At 70.3% G+C, this 17,462-nt stretch carries 16 protein-coding genes and 2 tRNA genes; 15 read left to right on the forward strand and 3 right to left on the reverse strand.

All coding sequences use genetic code 11. The features are described from left to right. The first annotated feature begins 23 nt into the window (after window positions 1-23). Together metG and ACVW00_RS06865 are read left to right on the forward strand one after the other, a co-directional pair. The gene (gene metG, locus ACVW00_RS06860) at window positions 24-1,817 is read left to right on the forward strand and encodes a methionine--tRNA ligase (protein ID WP_457110155.1); all 1,794 of its coding nucleotides are present in this window, start codon (window positions 24-26) and stop codon (window positions 1,815-1,817) included. Between the two features lie 222 nt (window positions 1,818-2,039). Then, the gene (locus ACVW00_RS06865) at window positions 2,040-3,005 is read left to right on the forward strand and encodes a hypothetical protein (RefSeq protein ID WP_457110156.1); all 966 of its coding nucleotides are present in this window, start codon (window positions 2,040-2,042) and stop codon (window positions 3,003-3,005) included. A gap of 108 nt (window positions 3,006-3,113) precedes the next feature. On the opposite strand, the gene ACVW00_RS06870 is transcribed toward ACVW00_RS06865, so the two are convergent. Next, window positions 3,114-3,452: a DUF2568 domain-containing protein gene (locus ACVW00_RS06870; protein WP_457110157.1), complete on the reverse strand. Its 339-nt coding sequence runs from the start codon at window positions 3,450-3,452 to the stop codon at window positions 3,114-3,116. A gap of 37 nt (window positions 3,453-3,489) precedes the next feature. Here ACVW00_RS06870 and ACVW00_RS06875 point away from each other — a divergent pair, with 37 nt between their 5' ends. Genes ACVW00_RS06875 through ACVW00_RS06895 form a run of 5 tightly spaced genes read left to right on the forward strand, consistent with a single transcriptional unit; the run spans window position 3,490 to window position 7,498 of the window. Continuing rightward, window positions 3,490-4,056, forward strand: a complete 567-nt coding sequence (locus ACVW00_RS06875) for a hypothetical protein (RefSeq protein ID WP_457110158.1) — start codon at window positions 3,490-3,492, stop codon at window positions 4,054-4,056. Between the two features lie 7 nt (window positions 4,057-4,063). Beyond that, window positions 4,064-4,948, forward strand: coding sequence for an alpha/beta hydrolase (locus tag ACVW00_RS06880; RefSeq protein WP_457110159.1), 885 nt, complete (start codon window positions 4,064-4,066; stop codon window positions 4,946-4,948). Window positions 4,949-4,982: 34 nt separating this feature from the next. Next, window positions 4,983-5,480 carry a ribose-5-phosphate isomerase gene (locus ACVW00_RS06885; RefSeq protein WP_457110160.1) on the forward strand — a complete coding sequence of 166 codons (498 nt, stop codon included), beginning with the start codon at window positions 4,983-4,985 and terminating at the stop codon, window positions 5,478-5,480. Then, complete coding sequence (locus ACVW00_RS06890) at window positions 5,473-6,333, forward strand: Fpg/Nei family DNA glycosylase (RefSeq protein WP_457110161.1); 861 nt, start codon at window positions 5,473-5,475, stop codon at window positions 6,331-6,333. Before ACVW00_RS06885 ends, ACVW00_RS06890 begins: the two co-directional genes overlap by 8 nt. Before the next feature lie 43 nt (window positions 6,334-6,376). Next, window positions 6,377-7,498, forward strand: coding sequence for a PP2C family protein-serine/threonine phosphatase (locus ACVW00_RS06895; RefSeq protein ID WP_457110162.1), 1,122 nt, complete (start codon window positions 6,377-6,379; stop codon window positions 7,496-7,498). Window positions 7,499-7,501: 3 nt separating this feature from the next. On the opposite strand, the gene ACVW00_RS06900 is transcribed toward ACVW00_RS06895, so the two are convergent. After that, window positions 7,502-7,575, reverse strand: a tRNA-Gly gene (locus tag ACVW00_RS06900). A gap of 136 nt (window positions 7,576-7,711) precedes the next feature. Here ACVW00_RS06900 and ACVW00_RS06905 point away from each other — a divergent pair. The 8 genes from ACVW00_RS06905 (at window position 7,712) to ACVW00_RS06940 (ending at window position 14,564) form a co-directional block, all read left to right on the forward strand. Beyond that, window positions 7,712-7,784 (forward strand) — tRNA-Pro (locus ACVW00_RS06905). Between the two features lie 67 nt (window positions 7,785-7,851). After that, a complete protein-coding gene (tig, locus tag ACVW00_RS06910; protein WP_457110163.1) occupies window positions 7,852-9,261 on the forward strand; it encodes a trigger factor in 1,410 nt (469 codons plus the stop codon). 92 nt (window positions 9,262-9,353) lie between these two features. After that, complete coding sequence (locus ACVW00_RS06915; RefSeq protein ID WP_457110164.1) at window positions 9,354-10,586, forward strand: esterase/lipase family protein; 1,233 nt, start codon at window positions 9,354-9,356, stop codon at window positions 10,584-10,586. Then, a complete protein-coding gene (locus ACVW00_RS06920; RefSeq protein WP_457110165.1) occupies window positions 10,583-11,050 on the forward strand; it encodes an SRPBCC family protein in 468 nt (155 codons plus the stop codon). Before ACVW00_RS06915 ends, ACVW00_RS06920 begins: the two co-directional genes overlap by 4 nt. A gap of 111 nt (window positions 11,051-11,161) precedes the next feature. Continuing rightward, window positions 11,162-11,782, forward strand: a complete 621-nt coding sequence (locus tag ACVW00_RS06925) for an ATP-dependent Clp protease proteolytic subunit (protein ID WP_457113081.1) — start codon at window positions 11,162-11,164, stop codon at window positions 11,780-11,782. A 1-nt stretch (window position 11,783) separates the two neighbouring features. After that, entirely contained in the window at window positions 11,784-12,389 is a 606-nt protein-coding gene (locus ACVW00_RS06930; protein WP_457110166.1) for an ATP-dependent Clp protease proteolytic subunit, read from the forward strand. Window positions 12,390-12,551: 162 nt separating this feature from the next. After that, on the forward strand, window positions 12,552-13,832 hold the full coding sequence (clpX, locus tag ACVW00_RS06935; RefSeq protein ID WP_457110167.1) for an ATP-dependent Clp protease ATP-binding subunit ClpX: 1,281 nt from the start codon (window positions 12,552-12,554) through the stop codon (window positions 13,830-13,832). A 183-nt stretch (window positions 13,833-14,015) separates the two neighbouring features. Beyond that, complete coding sequence (locus ACVW00_RS06940; RefSeq protein ID WP_457110168.1) at window positions 14,016-14,564, forward strand: hypothetical protein; 549 nt, start codon at window positions 14,016-14,018, stop codon at window positions 14,562-14,564. A 21-nt stretch (window positions 14,565-14,585) separates the two neighbouring features. On the opposite strand, the gene valS is transcribed toward ACVW00_RS06940, so the two are convergent. After that, window positions 14,586-17,198 (reverse strand): valine--tRNA ligase, encoded by a 2,613-nt coding sequence (gene valS, locus ACVW00_RS06945; RefSeq protein WP_457110169.1) that lies wholly within the window; start codon window positions 17,196-17,198, stop codon window positions 14,586-14,588. Window positions 17,199-17,462: the final 264 nt, after the last annotated feature.

The following is a 17,462-nucleotide window of genomic DNA, read 5'->3' on the forward strand; positions in this document are numbered from 1 at the left end:
TCGGGCTGAATAGGATCGGGCCCATGACCCGAGTGCTCTCCTTCACCGCCTGGCCGTACGCCAACGGCCCGCGCCACATCGGCCACGTGGCCGGTGTGTACGTGCCTGCCGACATCTTCAGCCGGCACGCCCGGATGGCGGGGCACGACGTGGTGATGGCGTCCGGGTCCGACGAGCACGGCACCCCGATCCTGATCGCGGCCGACGAGGCCGGACTCACCCCGCAGGAGCTCGCAGACCAGAACCACCGGCTGATCGTCGAGGACTTCACCGCACTCGGCATCAGCTACGACCTCTACACCCGCACCACCACGCGCAACCACCACGCGGTTGTGCAGGAGATGTTCCGCGGGGTCAACGAGAACGGCTACGTCGTCGAGCAGAAGACGCACGGGGCGATCTCGCCGTCCACCGGGCGCACCCTGCCGGACCGCTACATCGAGGGCACCTGCCCGATCTGCGGGTACGACGGCGCTCGTGGCGACCAGTGCGACAACTGCGGCAACCAGCTCGACCCGCAGGACCTGATCAACCCACGCTCGAAGATCAACGGCGAGGTGCCGGAGTTCATCGAGACCCAGCACTTCTTCCTCGACCTGCCCGCGCTCGCCGACGCCCTCGGGGAGTGGCTCGACGAGCGGGAGAAGAGCGGGCTCTGGCGGCCGAACGTGATCCGGTTCAGCAAGAACATCCTCGAGGAGATCCGGCCGCGGTCGATCACCCGTGACATCGACTGGGGCATCGCCATCCCGCTCGACGGCTGGCGCGAGAACCCGACCAAGAAGTTCTACGTGTGGTTCGACGCGGTGATCGGATACCTGTCGGCGTCGATCGAGTGGGCCCGTCGTCAGGGCGATCCCGACCGCTGGCGGCAGTGGTGGAACGACCCCGACGCCCTGTCCTACTACTTCATGGGCAAGGACAACATCACCTTCCACAGCCAGATCTGGCCGGCCGAGCTGCTCGCCTACGACGGCCGCGGGAGCAAGGGCGGCGCGCCGCACGACTACAGCCGGCTCAACCTGCCGACCGAGGTGGTGAGCTCGGAGTACCTCACCATGGAGGGCAAGAAGTTCTCGTCCTCGAAGAAGGTCGTGATCTACGTCCGCGACCTGCTCAGCCGCTACCAGCCCGACGCGTTCCGCTACTTCGTCGCGGCGGCCGGCCCGGAGAACCAGGACTCCGACTTCACCTGGGCGGAGTTCGTGCGCCGTACCAACGACGAGCTGGTCGCGGGCTGGGGCAACCTGGTCAACCGCACGGCCACCCTGGTGCACAAGAACTTCGGGGAGATCCCCGCTGCGGGGCCGCTCAGCGCGGACGACGAGCGGGTGCTCGGGGTTGCCGAGGCGGCGTTCGAGACGGTCGGCGGCCTGATCGCACGGCACCGGCAGAAGCAGGCGATCGGCGAGGCGATGCGCGCGGTCGCCGAGGTGAACAAGTACGTGTCGGACTCCGAGCCGTGGAAGCTGAAAGGCGACGACCAGCGGGAGCGGCTGGGCACGATCCTGCACGTGATGGCGCAGTGCGTGGCCGACCTCAACCTGGTGCTGTCGCCCTTCCTGCCGTTCTCGGCCAACGCGGTCGACCGCGTCCTCGGCGGATCAGGTGAGCTCCAGCCGATGCCCCGGATCGACGAGGTCGAGGACCTCGACGGGGGAGCGCCCTACCCGGTGATCACGGGCGAGTACTCCGGTGCGGCGCGCTGGGAGCGGCGTCCGGTCGTCGCCGGTACGCCGGTCGCCCAGCCGAGACCGATCTTCACCAAGCTGGACCCGTCCGTGGTCGACGACGAGCTGGCCCGGCTCGAGGGCTGACCTGCACGGATATCCGTCCCGGGGAGCCCAGTCGTACGGCGTACGGTGCCGCGCCGTGCACGTCGTGCGCGCCCGGGCCGGGTGACAATGGTGACCCGCACGATTGGCACGTGGCGATCCCTCGGCAAGCCCGGCGACGTGCACGGAGTGCCATTGGCTGACGAAATCCACCGGGCTCCAGACTGAGGCGACGGACAGGTCGGAGGTCGTCATCCTGCTCCGATGGCACACAGATGGGATCTCAGGTGCCCACCGCCGACGCGCCTGTTCGTGCCGGTCGCCGTCGGCACGGAGGGTGGGCCGACGCGGTCGCAGACTCGCGGCTCTCGCTGGCGGCGCTCGTCACCCGGTCGCTACGTCCCGGCATCTGTCGACCGCACGGTGGAGCAGCGGATCCTCGAGGCCGCCCAACGTCTCCCTGACGGCGGCGCGGTCTCCGGATGGGCAGCGCTCCGACTCGCCGGCGCGAACTTCTGCGACGGCCTGGCGTCCGACGGGATCTCGCTGCTGCCAGTCCCGCTCGTCGGACCACCTGAATCCAATTTCCGCACGGGACCCGACTGCACGCGCCACCGCCAGCTGTTGGACGAGTCCGAGATCGTGATCCGGTACGGCGTGCCGTGCACCGTCGTCGAGCGCGCGCTCCTCGACGCCGCCCGCTGGGCGCCCGACATACGGGAAGCGGTGGTGGTGGTCGACATCGCCCTCGCCGCAGGACTCAGTACGTCGAGCACGTTGGCGTCGTACGCGGACCTGCTCGGTCAGCTGCCCGGCGCAGCACTTCTGCGACGATCAGTGCGCCTTGCGGTGAACCGGAGCCGATCTCCGAACGAGTCCCGGATGCGGCTGATCTGGCAGATTGATGGGCGCTTTCCCGCTCCGCGGTGCAATTGGCCGGTCGCCGACCTCACCGGTCGCCGGATCGGTCGGCCCGATCTTCTCTGCGAGCAGCTGGCGGTCATCGGCGAGTTCGACGGGTTCGACCACAGCGGTGCTTCGGCTCGGTCGACGGATGCGGGCAAGGAGTCGGACTACCGGGACGCCGGGTTCGAGCTGTTTCGTGTGACCGGCCGGGACCTCGCGCGCCCCGACGTGGTGCTGCGCCGCATGCGGGCGGCCGTGGCCCGCGCCGGTGAGACTGCCCGGCCTCGCCGCTGGCTGCTTGCGGCGGATCCGGGCCCCCTGTGACCGGCCTTGGCACAACAGACGCCATTCGGCGCTCATTGCCAAGCGCAGAATGTGCCAACTGAAGCTTTCGACAGAACCGAACGTCCCGTCGTTGAGAAGGTCGACGTGTCAGTCCCGCACCAGCACCTTGACCGACGGCAGCTGGGCCGACGCGTTCACGACCGCTGAGAACACGAAGAACGCCACCGCGAGCGCGTGGTGGCCACTCGCCCACAGGCCGACCGTGGCAAGCGAGAACACCAGGACCTTGGTGACCGGCCGGACCACCCGTCCGCCGTACCGGGCCTTGGGGGACGCGAACAGGAACCAGACGAGCACGGTGACCAGCGCCATCACGATTGCGAGCCACCCGTTGCCGGCGTGGTTGCCCCAGACCGCCGCCGCGCCGATCGCGAGCAGCTCGTCGACGAACACGAAGAACAGCACGGTCCACCCCAAGATCGCCATGGCCGGACTCTAGGGCCCACACCCCTAGGCTGGGCGGGTGAACGCACCGATGCACCTGCCGGCCTTCTTCGTGGGCCAGAAGCTCACCCTGATGGTGAACCGCTACGAGATCCGCGCCTCGGGACCCGACGGCACGCCGGGCCAGCTGATGGCGATGGCCCAGCAGAAGCGGATGGCGTTCAAGGAGCAGGTCACCTTCTACGCCGACGAGCAGCGCACGCGTGCGGTCTTCTCCTTCAAGGCCCGCAAGACGATCGACCTCGGGTCGGGCTACGACGTGACCGACGAGGCGGGGGCGCCGCTCGGGTTCTTCCGCAAGGACTTCGGCAAGAGCCTGCTGCGCTCGACCTTCCACCTCAGTGGCCCGGGTCTCGAGGCGACCGGCCAGGAGCGCAACCAGCTGGTCGCGATCGCGCGCCGGCTGGTCGACCTCCCGTTCGCGTTCCACTTCGACTTCCACGACGACCAGGGGCAGCTGGTGATGAGTGTCGAGCGCCAGTTCTCCATGCGCGACCGCTACACGGTCACGGTGCCCGATCCCCGGCTCGACTTCCGGCTCGCCGCCGCGATGGCGGTCGGCCTCGACGCGCTGATGTCCCGCTGACGGGCTGATGGCCCTCTACCCGGCTGCGCGGGCAGCGGTCGACGCGTACGCCGACGAGCTGCACGTCGCCGACCCCGCGTTCGACATCGCCGCCTCTCGCGCTGCTGCGCGGGAGGCGGCGGCTCTGGAGCCGCGCGAGCCGGTCGACGAGGTCACCGACGTCGACGCCGACGGGGTCCGCTGCCGGCTCTACCGCCCGGCGGGGGCCGACGGGCTCGTCCTGCACCTGCACGGCGGCGGGTTCGTCTTCCACGACATCGACGTCCACGACGCGGCGGCGCGGCGGCTCGCCAACCGCACCGGCATGGCGGTGCTCGCCGTCGACTACCGGGTCCCGCCGGAGCACCGGTTCCCCGCGGCGCCCGACGACGTCGACACGGTGCTGGGCTGGCTGGCCCGTGAGGCCACCGGGCTCGGGCTCGACGTCCCGGCGTACGTGCACGGCGACAGCGCCGGCGGCAACCTCGCCCTGGTCGCCGCGCTGCGCAACCCGGGCCGGTTCGCGGCGGTCGCCCTGCTCTACCCCTTCCTGGATCCGACCGGCGGCTTCGACTCCTACCTGACCGCCGCCGACGGCTTCGACGCGGCCGAGGCCGCCTGGTACTGGCAGCAGTACGCCGATCCGGCCGATCGCACCGACCCCGATCTCGCGCCGCTGCTCAGCGACCGGCTGGGCACGCTGCCCCCGACCCTGGTCGTGACCGCCGAGCACGACCCGCTGCGCGACGAGGGCGAGGAGCTGGCGCGGCGCCTCGCCGAGCAGGGCGTGGCCGTCGTCGGGACCCGCTACCTCGGTCAGGTGCACGGCTTCTGGCGGCAGTCGGCGGTCTTCGAGGCCGCCGAACCGCTCACCCGCCAGGTGGCCGGCTTCTTCCGCCAGCACGGTGGCTGACGGAGTCCCACTCCACGCCGATAACCTGCTCCCCATGCGCGTGCACCTGGGATCCGACCACGCCGGCCTCGAGCTGAAGGAGCACCTGGTCAACTGGCTCCGCGACAACGGCCACGAGCCCGTCGACCACGGTCCGTTCGTCTACGACGCCGTCGACGACTACCCGGTGTTCTGCATCCGGGCGGCCGAGGGAGTCGCGCGCGATCCGGGCAGCCTCGGTGTGGTGATCGGCGGGTCCGGCAACGGCGAGCAGATCGCGGCCAACAAGGTGAAGGGCGTCCGTGCGGCCCTGGTGTGGAACGCCGACATCGCCGTGCTGGCGCGCGAGCACAACGACGCCAACGTGATCTCCGTCGGCGGCCGGATGCACTCCGTCGAGGACATGACCCACTTCATCGACGTGTTCATCCGCACCCCGTTCAGCGGTGACGAGCGGCACGCCCGCAGGATCTCGATGATCGCCGACTACGAGTCCACCGGGACTCCGCCGCCGCTGCCCGAGTCCGCCCGCGGTCACGGCCCGGATGCCTGAGGGGCACACCCTCCTGCGTCTTGCCCGCGAGCTCGACTCGGCGTTCGCCGGTCGTCCGGTCCGGGTGGGCAGCCCGCAGGGGCGGTTCGCGGCTGACGCGGCCCAGATCGACGGGGCACTCTGCCTCGGCGCGGAGTCCGCGGGAAAGCACCTGTTCGTCGAGCTCGCCGGAGACCGGTTCGTGCACATCCACCTCGGCCTGATCGGCAAGCTCGACGTGCTGGTCGTGCCGCCCGGGCAGCCGGTGCCGCTGCCCGTCGGCCAGGTCCGGCTGCGGCTGGTCTCGGCGGCCTCGACGGCCGGCGGTACGGCGTACGCGGACCTGAGAGGTGCGACGCAGTGCGACCTGATCGGTGCCGAACGACGCGCCCACATCATCGGGCAGCTCGGCGACGACCCGCTCCGACCCGATGCGGACCCGGAGCACGCCTGGTCGCGGATCTCCCGCAGCGCCCGCCCGATCGGCGACCTGCTGATGGACCAGGCCGTGGTGGCCGGGGTCGGCAACGTCTACCGCGCCGAGATCCTCTTCCGGCACCGCCTGCATCCGCTGCGCCCGGGCAAGACGCTGCGGCGCGGACAGTTCCTCGCCCTCTGGGCCGACCTCGTCGAGCTGATGGAGTACGGCGTGCGCACCGGGCGGATCGACACGGTGCGCCCCGAGCACACGCCCGAGGCGATGGGCCGGCCGCCGCGTCAGGACGACCACGGCGGCGAGGTGTACGTCTACCGCCGGCACGGGCAGCCCTGCCTGGTCTGCGGCACGAAGGTGCGCACCGACGTCCTCGTCGGCCGCAACCTGTTCTGGTGTTCGCGGTGTCAGCCCGTGTTCCGTTCCCGGGCCGTAGGGTGAGCGACGTGCTTCCTCCTGTGTCCCGCCGATCCGACGTGCACAGTTGACCGGCCTCGACCGGGTCGTCTCCGGTCCTCGGGACCGGTTCCGGGACTGGCAGATGCGCATCCGGCGCCAGGTGGTGGATTCGGACCGTCCCGCACTCCTCTTCCTGGTCGCGATGACCGTCGCGATCGTCGTCGGGGGCATCGTCGCCGGCGACGTGGTGCCCCAGACCACCGTGCTGCTGCCGATCTTCCTGGCGAGCCTGTGGCTCGGCCCGCGCACCCTGCCGTGGTTCGTGGTGTTCGTGCTCGGCGGGGTGGTCGTGCTCCTGTCGGCACAGTCCTCGATCACCAGCCTGACGGTGAGCCGGGTCGCGGTGGTGTTCACCATCGCCCTCCTGACGATCATCACCTCGTTCCGGCGCACCCGGCTCGGGGTGGCCGGTCCGCGCGGCGAGTCGATGTTCGTCGACCTCCGCGACCGGATCGCGAACCAGGGAGTGATCCCGCAGCTTCCGCACGAGTGGCATGTCGAGGCGTCGACGCGCTCGGCGGGGGGCACCTCCTTCGGCGGGGACTTCACGGTCGCCAGCCGCGCCACCGACGGCTCCACCGTCGAGCTGATCGTCGTCGACGTCTCGGGGAAGGGGATCGAGGCCGGCACCCGGTCGCTGCTGCTCTCGGGTGCGTTCGGCGGGCTGGCCTCCGCGGTCAGCCCGGACCGCTTCCTCGTGGACGCGAACGAGTACCTCCTGCGCCAGGAGTGGGACGAGGGCTTCGCCACCGCCATCCACCTGCACCTCGACCTGCGCACCGGGGACTTCGAGCTGCGCAAGGCCGGTCACCCGCCGGCGATCTGGATGCACGCCGGCTCCGGACGCTGGTCCGTGCTGGACTCCGACGGACCGATGCTCGGGCTGATCCCCGAGACGAGCTTCGAGGTGGTCCGTGGTCGGCTGCTGCCCGACGACGCCCTGGTGATGTACACCGACGGCGTGGTGGAGACCGTCAGCAGGGACATCGGCAGTGGCATCGACAAGCTGGCCGGCAAGGTCCAGCTGTTGTTCCCGACCGGCTACGACCGGGCGGCCCAGAAGCTGCTCGGCGAGCTGGCCACGCGCAACGACGACGCGGCGCTGCTCCTCGTGCACCGGCGCCCGCCGATCCTGGCGCACCGCTGACCGTGGAGCGGATGACGGGAATCGAACCCGCGTAGCCAGTTTGGAAGACTGGGGCTCTACCATTGAGCTACATCCGCGTGGCCCGTGAAGCGTGCCCGGAGGCGGGCTCCGCAGGCCGCGGACCATGGTGCCACAGGCCCGGCCACCGACACGATTCGGGCAGCGCCCGGGGGTTCCTCTAGACTCTCCGGGCTGGTCCTAACGGGCCGTCGCCGGGGCGTAGCGTAGTGGCTAGCGCGCCTGCTTTGGGAGCAGGAGATCGCAGGTTCGAGTCCTGTCGCCCCGACAGCACGAGGTCATCGCACGAGCGGGCACGCCCCGCGACAGAGAATGCCGCACTGAGGAGAACACCTGTGAAGAGCGCCGTCGAGACGCTGAACCCCACCCGCGCCAAGCTGACCATCGAGGTGGAGTTCGAGGAGCTCAAGCCGAGCCTGGACGCGGCGTACCAGCGCATCGCGAAGCAGGTCAACATCCCCGGCTTCCGCAAGGGCAAGGTGCCGCCCCCGGTGATCGACCGCCAGGTCGGCCGTGGTGCCGTGCTCGACGAGGCCATCAACGACGCCCTCCCCAAGCTGTACGTGCAGGCCCTGGAGGACAACGACCTCCAGCCGCTCGCCCAGCCCGAGATCGACATCACCCGGTTCGAGGACAACCAGTCCCTGGAGTTCACCGCCGAGGTCGACATCCGCCCCACGATCGAGGTGCCCGAGTACGCCGGCATCGCGGTGCAGGTCGACGACGTCGCGGTCTCCGACGACGACGTCGAGGAGCAGGCGCAGGGCCTGCGCGAGCGGTTCGCCACGCTCAACGACGTGGACCGCGCGGTGCAGGAGGGTGACGTGGTCACCATCGACCTGGTCGCGAGCAAGGACGGCGAGACCGTCGACGGCGGCGAGGTCAGCGGCTTCTCCTACAAGGTCGGGTCCGGCGAGCTGATCGAGGGAGTCGACGACGCCCTGACCGGGCTCAAGGCAGGCGAGGAGAGCACCTTCCAGAGCCAGCTGCTCGGTGGTGACGCCGCCGGCGAGGACGTCGACGTGCTGGTCCGGGTGGCGGCCGTCAAGGAGCAGGAGCTGCCGGAGTTCGACGACGAGTTCGCCCAGACGGCGTCCGAGTTCGACACGGCCGAGGAGCTGCGCGCCGACCTGCGCACCCGCCTGGAGAACCGGGGCCGCCTCGAGCAGGCGACCGCCGCGCGCGACGCCGTGCTCGAGAAGCTGCTCGACAGCGCCGAGATCCCGCTGCCCGAGGCGAGCGTCGCGGCGGAGATCACCGGTCGCCGCCAGCAGGTCGAGCAGCAGCTCGCCTACGCGGGCCTCAGCATGGAGGAGTACCTCGACAAGGAGAAGCAGACCGTCGACGAGTTCGAGGCGGACCTCGAGAAGAGGGTCCGCGACGCGATGGCCGCGCAGTTCCTGCTCGACGAGGTCGCGAAGAAGGAGCAGATCGGCGTCGACCAGGCCGAGCTCTCCCAGCACCTGATGAGGCGCGCCCAGGAGTCGGGGGAGAACCCCGACGACTTCGTCAAGCACATGGTCGAGCACAACCACATCCCCGAGATGGTCGCCGAGGTCGTCCGCGGCAAGGCGCTGGCCCTGATCGTGGAGTCCGCTGACGTCAAGGACGCCTCGGGCAACGCGGTCGAGCTGAAGAACCTGCGCCCCGACGGCACGATCGGCGAGCCGCTCGCCGATGCGGACGCACAGACGGACACCGAGACGGACGCCGACGCGGACGACAGCGAAGCAGCCGACGACTGATCCATCTCAGTGGACGATCGTTCACTGATTGTGATGCAGGACGCAGCCGCCGGTCGTTGACACCCGATCGGCGGCTGCGTTGACTTCCGGCCATGGCCCCTCCCCGTCGCCCCAGCCCGCGCCGCGAGGGTGCCGGCGTCCTCGAGGCGGTCGCGCTGGCCACCGAGCACGCCGAGAGCCTGCTGCTCTCCGCCGCGCGTGACATCCACGGCTCGGTCGCCGGCCGGGTGCACGGAGTCGTCGACCGGGTGGCCGGTGGGTCGACGGTCAGCCATAGGGCGCACGACGGCATCGCCGGCGTCGTGTACGGCGGCCTCGGGCTCGGCCTCAAGGCCGCGGCCCGGGGCCTGCGCGCCGCCGACCGCGTCGGCCTCGGCGGGCCCATCGAGGCATCCCCGCGGGGCCGTTTCGTCGTGTCGGCCGTCAACGGGCTGATCGGCGACCGCCTGGTCGCCGACGAGTCACCGCTCGCCATCCGGATGGCCGTGCGCCACGCCGGGCGCGACGTGGCCGCCGACGGCCCGTCACTCGCCGCTGCGTATCCGGACGCGACCGACGCGATCGTCGTGTTCGTGCACGGCCTGTGCGAGACCGAGCACTACTGGGACCGCCGGAGCCGGCCACGTCGTGCCGACGGCACCACCGCCCCGTCGTACGGAGCCCGGCTCGCCGCCGACCACGGCTGGTCCCCGGTCTACGTGCGCGCCAACACCGGCCTCACGATCGCCGAGTCCGGGGTCGCGTTGAGCTCGCTGCTCTCCGAGGTGGTCGAGGCCTGGCCAACCGACGTGCAGCGGATCGCTCTCGTCGGGCACTCGATGGGCGGGCTCATCGTGCGGGCGGCGTGCGCGGTCAGCACGGCCGCGGACCGCGCATGGACGCACCGGGTCACCGACGTGGTGCTCCTCGGTGCGCCTCACCTCGGCTCACCGGTGGAGCGCACGATCGCTCGGGGGGTCACCGTGTTCCACAAGGTTCCCGAGCTCTCGCCGTTCGCCCGGATCTTCGACCAGCGGTCGGTCGGCGTACTCGACCTCCATGACGGGCCGGCTGACGAGATCGCGCACCTGCCGCACGCCCGCTACCACCTGGTGGCGGCCACGCTGACCCGGTCGCCGCGGCACCCGCTGGCCGCGACCGTGGGTGACCTCCTGGTGCCCTACCGCTCCGCGGCGGGTCTTCTGCCCAACGGCGAGGAGATCTTCCCGGGTGCCGACGTGGTGCACGTCCCCGGTGCCGACCACTTCGACCTGCTGAACCACGAGAAGGTCCACGCCGCCCTCGGGGGATGGCTGGCCCAACCTGCCTGTCAGGAGACAGCATGAGCGACCGCGCTGCCCGCGAGCTGCGTGCCGAGACCACGATCGCCGCACCGCCGGACCAGGTCTGGGCGGCGATCACGGACCTGCGCCGGATGCCCTACTGGAGCCCGGAGCTGCTGCGGATGGTCCCGCTGCGCCCCGGGGGCCTCAAGGTGGGCCAGCAGTACCTCGGCGTCAACCGGCGCAAGGCAGTGGTCTGGCCGACACGGAGCGTGGTCGCCGATGTCGAGCCGGGCCGGCGGCTCGCCTGGGACACCCGGTCGAGTGGCGCGCGGTGGATCTACGAGCTGGCGCCGGAGGGTCAGGGCACCCGGGTCGTCCATCGCCGGCCGGTGCCGCGGCGGCTGACGCTGGTCAGCCGGGTCTTCGCGCCGCTGTTCCTGGGCGGGAACGACGGGCACGCCGACGATCTCGAGCGCGGGATGCACCAGACCCTCGAGAGGCTCAAGGCCGCCGTCGAGGCGTGACGGCGGAGAGCCTGGGGCCCGGATAATCCGCTGTGGGCGAACATCGACCCCTTGCCCGTGGAATTGCCCCTGCGTACGTCTAGGGTCAGGGACGTGAACCAGATCTCCCAGATGCACGAGCCCCGGATGGACGGCGGCGGTTCCGCCAACGGCCTCGACGACCACATCTACCAGCGGCTGCTCCGCGAGCGGATCATCTTCCTCGGCTCCGAGGTGCGCGACCAGAACGCCAACGCGATCTGCGCGCAGCTGCTGCTGCTCTCCGCGGAGGACCCGGAGGCGGACATCTTCCTCCACATCAACAGCCCCGGCGGCTCGGTCGACTCCGGCATGGCGATCTACGACACGATGCACTACATCCCCAACGACGTCGCGACCGTCGGGATGGGCCTGGCCGCGTCGATGGGCCAGTTCCTGCTCTGCGCGGGCGCCAAGGGCAAGCGGTACGCCCTGCCGCACGCGCGGATCATGATGCACCAGCCGTCCGGCGGCATGGGCGGCTCGGCCTCGGACATCAAGATCCAGGCCCAGCAGTCCCTGCACATCAAGCAGGTGCTGTTCGAGCTGATCGCGGAGCACACGGGTCAGGAGCTCGACCAGGTCGAGCGCGACGCGGACCGCGACCGCTGGTTCACCGCGGAGCAGGCCAAGGACTACGGCTTCATCGACCACGTGATCACCAGCGCCCGCGAAGCCGCCGACGAGGGCCGTCCGGCCCGGACGAAGGACTGAGATGAACTACTACATCCCGCAGTGGGAAGAGCGCACGTCGTACGGCTTCCGCCGGATCGACCCGTACGCCAAGCTCTTCGAGGACCGGATCATCTTCCTCGGCACCCCGATCTCCGATGACATCGCGAACGCCGTGATGGCCCAGCTCCTGTGCCTGGAGTCCATGGACCCCGACCGCGACATCAGCATCTACATCAACAGCCCCGGCGGCTCGTTCACGGCGATGACCGCGATCTACGACACCATGCGGTTCATCCAGCCCGACGTGCAGACCGTGTGCCTGGGCCAGGCGGCCTCGGCGGCCGCGATCCTGCTGGCGGCGGGCACGCCCGGCAAGCGGATGGCGTTGCCCAACAGCAGGATCCTGATCCACCAGCCCTACACCGAAGGCACCTACGGGCAGTCCTCGGACATCGAGATCCAGGCGAACGAGATCCTGCGGATGCGTGAGCTCCTGGAGAACATGATCGCGGAGCACTCGGGCAAGACCGTCGACGAGGTCAGCCTCGACATCGAGCGCGACAAGATCCTGACCGCGGCGGGCGCGGTCGAGTACGGCCTGATCGACTCCATCCTGGAGTCGCGCAAGGCAGCCGCGCTCGTCTGAGCCGGAGCCAGGCGGTTTGTGTCGTGTCCGAGCCCAAACGTCCCTCGAACGGGGTACGGTCGGGAGAGCGCACGACGCCCGCACGGCGGCCCCGCGGTCGTCGATGGCACAAGTGAACTGATGCCGGCCTCCGGTCGGCACGGATGAGGGGAGACGTCGCCCGTGGCACGCATCGGTGACGGTGGTGACCTGCTCAAGTGCTCTTTCTGCGGGAAGAGCCAGAAGCAGGTCAAGAAGCTCATCGCCGGACCCGGCGTCTACATCTGCGACGAGTGCATCGACCTCTGCAACGAGATCATCGAGGAGGAGCTCAGCGAGACCGCTGAGGTCGGCCTCGAGGAGCTGCCGAAGCCGCGGGAGATCTTCGAGTTCCTGAACTCCTACGTGATCGGCCAGGAGACGGCCAAGAAGTCGCTCGCGGTGGCGGTCTACAACCACTACAAGCGGGTCCAGGCGGGCGCGGTCACCTCGACCGGCAAGGGCAAGGACGACGCCGTCGAGGTCGCCAAGTCCAACATCCTCGTGATCGGCCCGACCGGCTGCGGCAAGACCTACCTGGCCCAGACGCTCGCGCGGATGCTGAACGTGCCGTTCGCCATCGCCGACGCCACGGCGCTCACCGAGGCCGGCTACGTCGGCGAGGACGTCGAGAACATCCTGCTCAAGCTGATCCAGGCGGCCGACTACGACGTCAAGAAGGCCGAGACCGGGATCATCTACATCGACGAGATCGACAAGGTCGCCCGCAAGGCCGAGAACCCGTCGATCACCCGCGACGTCTCGGGTGAGGGCGTCCAGCAGGCACTGCTGAAGATCCTCGAGGGCACCACCGCCTCCGTCCCGCCGCAGGGCGGTCGCAAGCACCCCCACCAGGAGTTCATCCAGATCGACACGACGAACATCCTGTTCGTCGTCGGCGGCGCGTTCGCCGGGCTCGAGCACATCGTCGAGCAGCGGATCGGAAAGAAGACGCTGGGCTTCACCGCCGAGATGCGGCTGACGAAGGAGGCGGAGTCCGACGAGATGTTCGCCCAGGTCCGGCCCGAGGACCTCGTCAAGTTCGGCCTGATCCCCGAGTTCATCGGCCGCCTGCCGCTGATCGCGAGCGTGAACAAGCTCGACGGCGAGGCGCTGCGACAGATCCTCACCGAGCCCCGCAACGCCCTGATCAAGCAGTACCAGAAGCTCTTCGAGCTCGACGGGGTCGAGCTGGAGTTCACCGACGACGCCATCTCCGCGATCGCGGAGAAGGCGATGGAGCGGGGCACCGGCGCCCGCGGGCTGCGGGCGATCATCGAGGAGGTGCTCCTCAACGTGATGTACGACGTGCCCTCGCGCGAGGACGTCGCCAAGGTGGTCGTGACCGGCGAGGTCGTCTCCGACAACGTGAACCCGACCCTGGTCCCGCGCGAGCCCGAGGCCAAGAAGAAGAAGTCGGCCTGATCCTCGGCAGCTGAGCCGGTCCGGCCCACGGCCGACCGGCGGGCCGGATGGCCCTTCGCGCGCCCGGCCTATGGCTCACATGGGTCATGCCCCACGGCTCGCCACGCAATAGCGTGGGACGTGGACGGGGGAGACCGCCCAGAGCCATCTGTCCGTGGCTCGCAGCTCGGGGAGAGAAGCACCGTGAACGCCGACCAAGCGCGCCCGCTGGCTGCCTTCTGGCTGCTCGCGATCGCTGCGGCAGTCATCACCGGCGCTGGTCTCCGCGCGAATGACCGACCCGCGTCGGGCCCGGCCACGTCACCGGCTCACGTGAACCCGAACGGAGTCCCGGAGGTGGTTCTCGGCGGCCACCTGCAGGTCCGTTCCGGCGCGGTCCTGATGCACCCGCTGTCGCCCGAGCTGTGGTCACCGGGACCGGTGGCCGGTCCCACCACCGCCGCCGTCCAGGTCGCGTCACCGAGCACGGTGGGCACGACGCAGAAGGCTCGCGCCGGATCGGACGGTGCGCCCGGGTCGAGCGCCGTCGGGGGGAACGCGACGTCGCCCTCGGCCTCCACGTCGACGGCCGAGGTGACCGCCACCGCCGCCCCGCACGGGAAGGGTCACGCCAAGGCGCACGAGACGGCGACCCCGACGCCCACCGGGACGCCGACCGGGACGCCCACCGCGACGCCCACCGGGACCGCTCCGGGCGCGGGGATCGGGAAGGGCCGGCCCGCGGGCCCCTGAGCGCCTTCGCGCGGGACCTGGTCAGCCCTGCTGCGCCAGCTCTGCCGTCACGACCAGCTCAGCGAGGTCGGACCGGGTGGTGAACACCAGCTCACCGGTGATCTTGCCCGCCTTGCGCAGGTCATCGGCCGCGGACTCTGCGGCCACGACCAGCGCCGCTGGTCCGGCGATCTCGACCCGCGCCAGCTCGGCGCGCATCGACACCTTGGCGTTCGACTTCGCTCCCCGGATGCCGGTGAGGGCGGTCGCGACGGCCTCGAGCACGCCGGGCTCACCGGACGCCGGTGCGGCGTCGGCCGGGCTCGGCCAGGACGCGCGGTGGATCGATCCCTCCTGCCACCATGACCAGACCTCCTCGGTCACGTAGGGCAGGAACGGCGCGAGCAGCCGGAGGGTGGTGTGCAGGGCGCAGGCGAGCGCAGCCTTCGCCGACTCCGATCCCTCGCCGTCGGCGTACGCGCGCTCCTTGACCAGCTCGAGATAGTCGTCGCAGAACTCCCAGAAGAACCGCTCGGTGACCTCCAGCGCGGAGGTGTAGTCGTAGGCGTCGAACGCCTCGGTGGCCTCGCGGCAGGTCTGGAGGAGACGGGCAAGCAGCGCCCGATCGATCGCCTCGGTGATCGGGGCCGGGTCGGGATCGGTGGCGCCGACCGAGTCGAGCACGAACCTCGACGCGTTGAGGACCTTCATCGCCAGCCGGCGGCCGACCTTCATCTGGGTCTCGTCGAACGGCGAGTCCAGACCCGGGCGGGCCATCGCGGCGCGCCAGCGGACCGCGTCGGCGCCGTACTGGTCGAGGACGGCGTCCGGGACGACGGCGTTGCCCTTGGACTTGCTCATCTTCTTGCGGTCCGGGTCGACGATGAAGCCCGAGATCATCGCGTGGCTCCACGGGGTCGCGTGGTTCTCGTAGTGCGCGCGGACGACGCGGGAGAAGAGCCAGGTCCGGATGATGTCGTGCGCGTTGGTGCACAGGTCCATCGGGAAGACCCGCTGGAACAGGTCCTCGTCGGTCTCCCAGCCACCGGCGATCTGGGGCGTGAGCGACGACGTCGCCCACGTGTCCATGACGTCGGGGTCGCCGAGGAAGCCGCCGGGCTTGCCGCGCTGGTCCTCGGTGTAGCCGTGCGGCGCGACCGTCGAGGGGTCGAGCGGCAGCTCGTCCTCGCGGGGCAGGAGGGGGTGGTCGTAGTCCGGCTCGCCCTCGGTGTCGAGCGGGTACCAGACGGGGAACGGGATGCCGAAGAACCGCTGCCGGGAGATCAGCCAGTCACCGTTCAGGCCGCCGACCCAGTTGTCGTAGCGGTGCTTCATGTGCTGCGGGATCCAGGTGACGTCGGCCCCGCGGGCGAGCATCTCCTCACGGACCTCGGCGTCGCGGCCACCGTTGCGGATGTACCACTGCCGGGTGGCCACGATCTCGAGCGGCTTGTCGCCCTTCTCGAAGAAGTTCACCATCCGGCTGGTGGGGGTGGGCTCCCCCTCGAGGTCACCCGATTCGCGCAGCTTCTCGACCACGGCCTCGCGGGCGGAGAACGCGGTCTTGCCCTTGAGGTCCTCGTACGCCGCGGCCGCGGCCGGGCTGCTCAGCCACTCGGGGGTCTCCCGGGACATCCGGCCGTCGCGGCCGATCAGCGTGCGCACCGGAAGGTCGAGCTCGCGCCACCACTGGACGTCGGTGAGGTCTCCGAAGGTGCAGCACATCGCGATGCCGGCGCCCTTGTCCATCTCGGCGGCGGGGTGGGCCAGGACCGGGACCTCGACGCCGAAGACCGGGCTGCTGACCGTCGTGCCGAACAGCGACTGGTAGCGCTCGTCGTCGGGGTGGGCGATCAGAGCGACCACGCTGGGGATCAGCTCCGGACGGGTCGTCTCGATGTGGACCGGAGTGCCGTCGGGCTGATGGAAGGCGACCCGGTGGTAGGCGCCGGCGTACTCGCGCGCCTCGAGCTCGGCTTGGGCGACGGCGGTCTGGAAGGTGACGTCCCAGAGCGTCGGGGCCTCCTGGAGGTAGGCCTCGCCGCGGGCGAGGTTGCGCAGGAACGCGACCTGGCTGACCTTCTGAGCCTTCGGGCCGATGGTCGTGTAGTACTGCGACCAGTCGACGGAGAGCCCGACCTTGCGCCACAGCTCCTCGAAGACCTGCTCGTCCTGGACGACGAGCTGCTCGCAGAGCTCGACGAAGTTGGGGCGGCTGATCGGGACCTGCTTCTTGGGGTCGGGCTTCGCGGGCGGGGTGAAGCCGGCGTCGTAGGGCAGCGACGGGTCGCAGCGGACGCCGTAGTAGTTCTGCACCCGGCGCTCGGTGGGCAGGCCGTTGTCGTCCCAGCCCATCGGGTAGAAGACCGACTTGCCGCGCATCCGCTGGAAGCGGGCGATCAGGTCGGTGTGGGTGTAGGAGAACACGTGGCCCACGTGCAGGCTGCCGGAGACCGTGGGCGGCGGCGTGTCGATCGAGTAGACGTTCTCGCGCGGCTGGCTGCGGTCGAAGGCGTAGGTGTCGTCGGCCTTCCACCGCGCGGACCACTTCGGCTCGAGACCCTCCAGCGCCGGCTTCTCCGGTACGACGACCGCACGAGCTGCGGTCGCCGTGGCGGAGGACTGGCCCGAAGGCGGGCGCTGGGTGTCGGTCATGGCCGAAATGCTACGGGCGGGCGCGCCGGCGGCGAAAACCCGTTCCGGCGTCTCCACCGCGATCGTCATCGCCCCCCAACGCCGAGCGGGCAGAAAAGCAGCGCGCCGAGTCGCCGAGCGGGCAGAGAAGCGGCACGCGGACGCGCCGAGCGGGCAGAAACGATGTCTGCCAATGTCCGGCAGGTCGCAGCGTTTGTGCCCGCTCGGCGTACGTTCGGGATGCGTTTGTGCCCGCTCGGCGTACGTCCGGGCTGCGTTTGTGCC

It is taken from the genome of Marmoricola sp. URHA0025 HA25 (assembly GCF_054059435.1).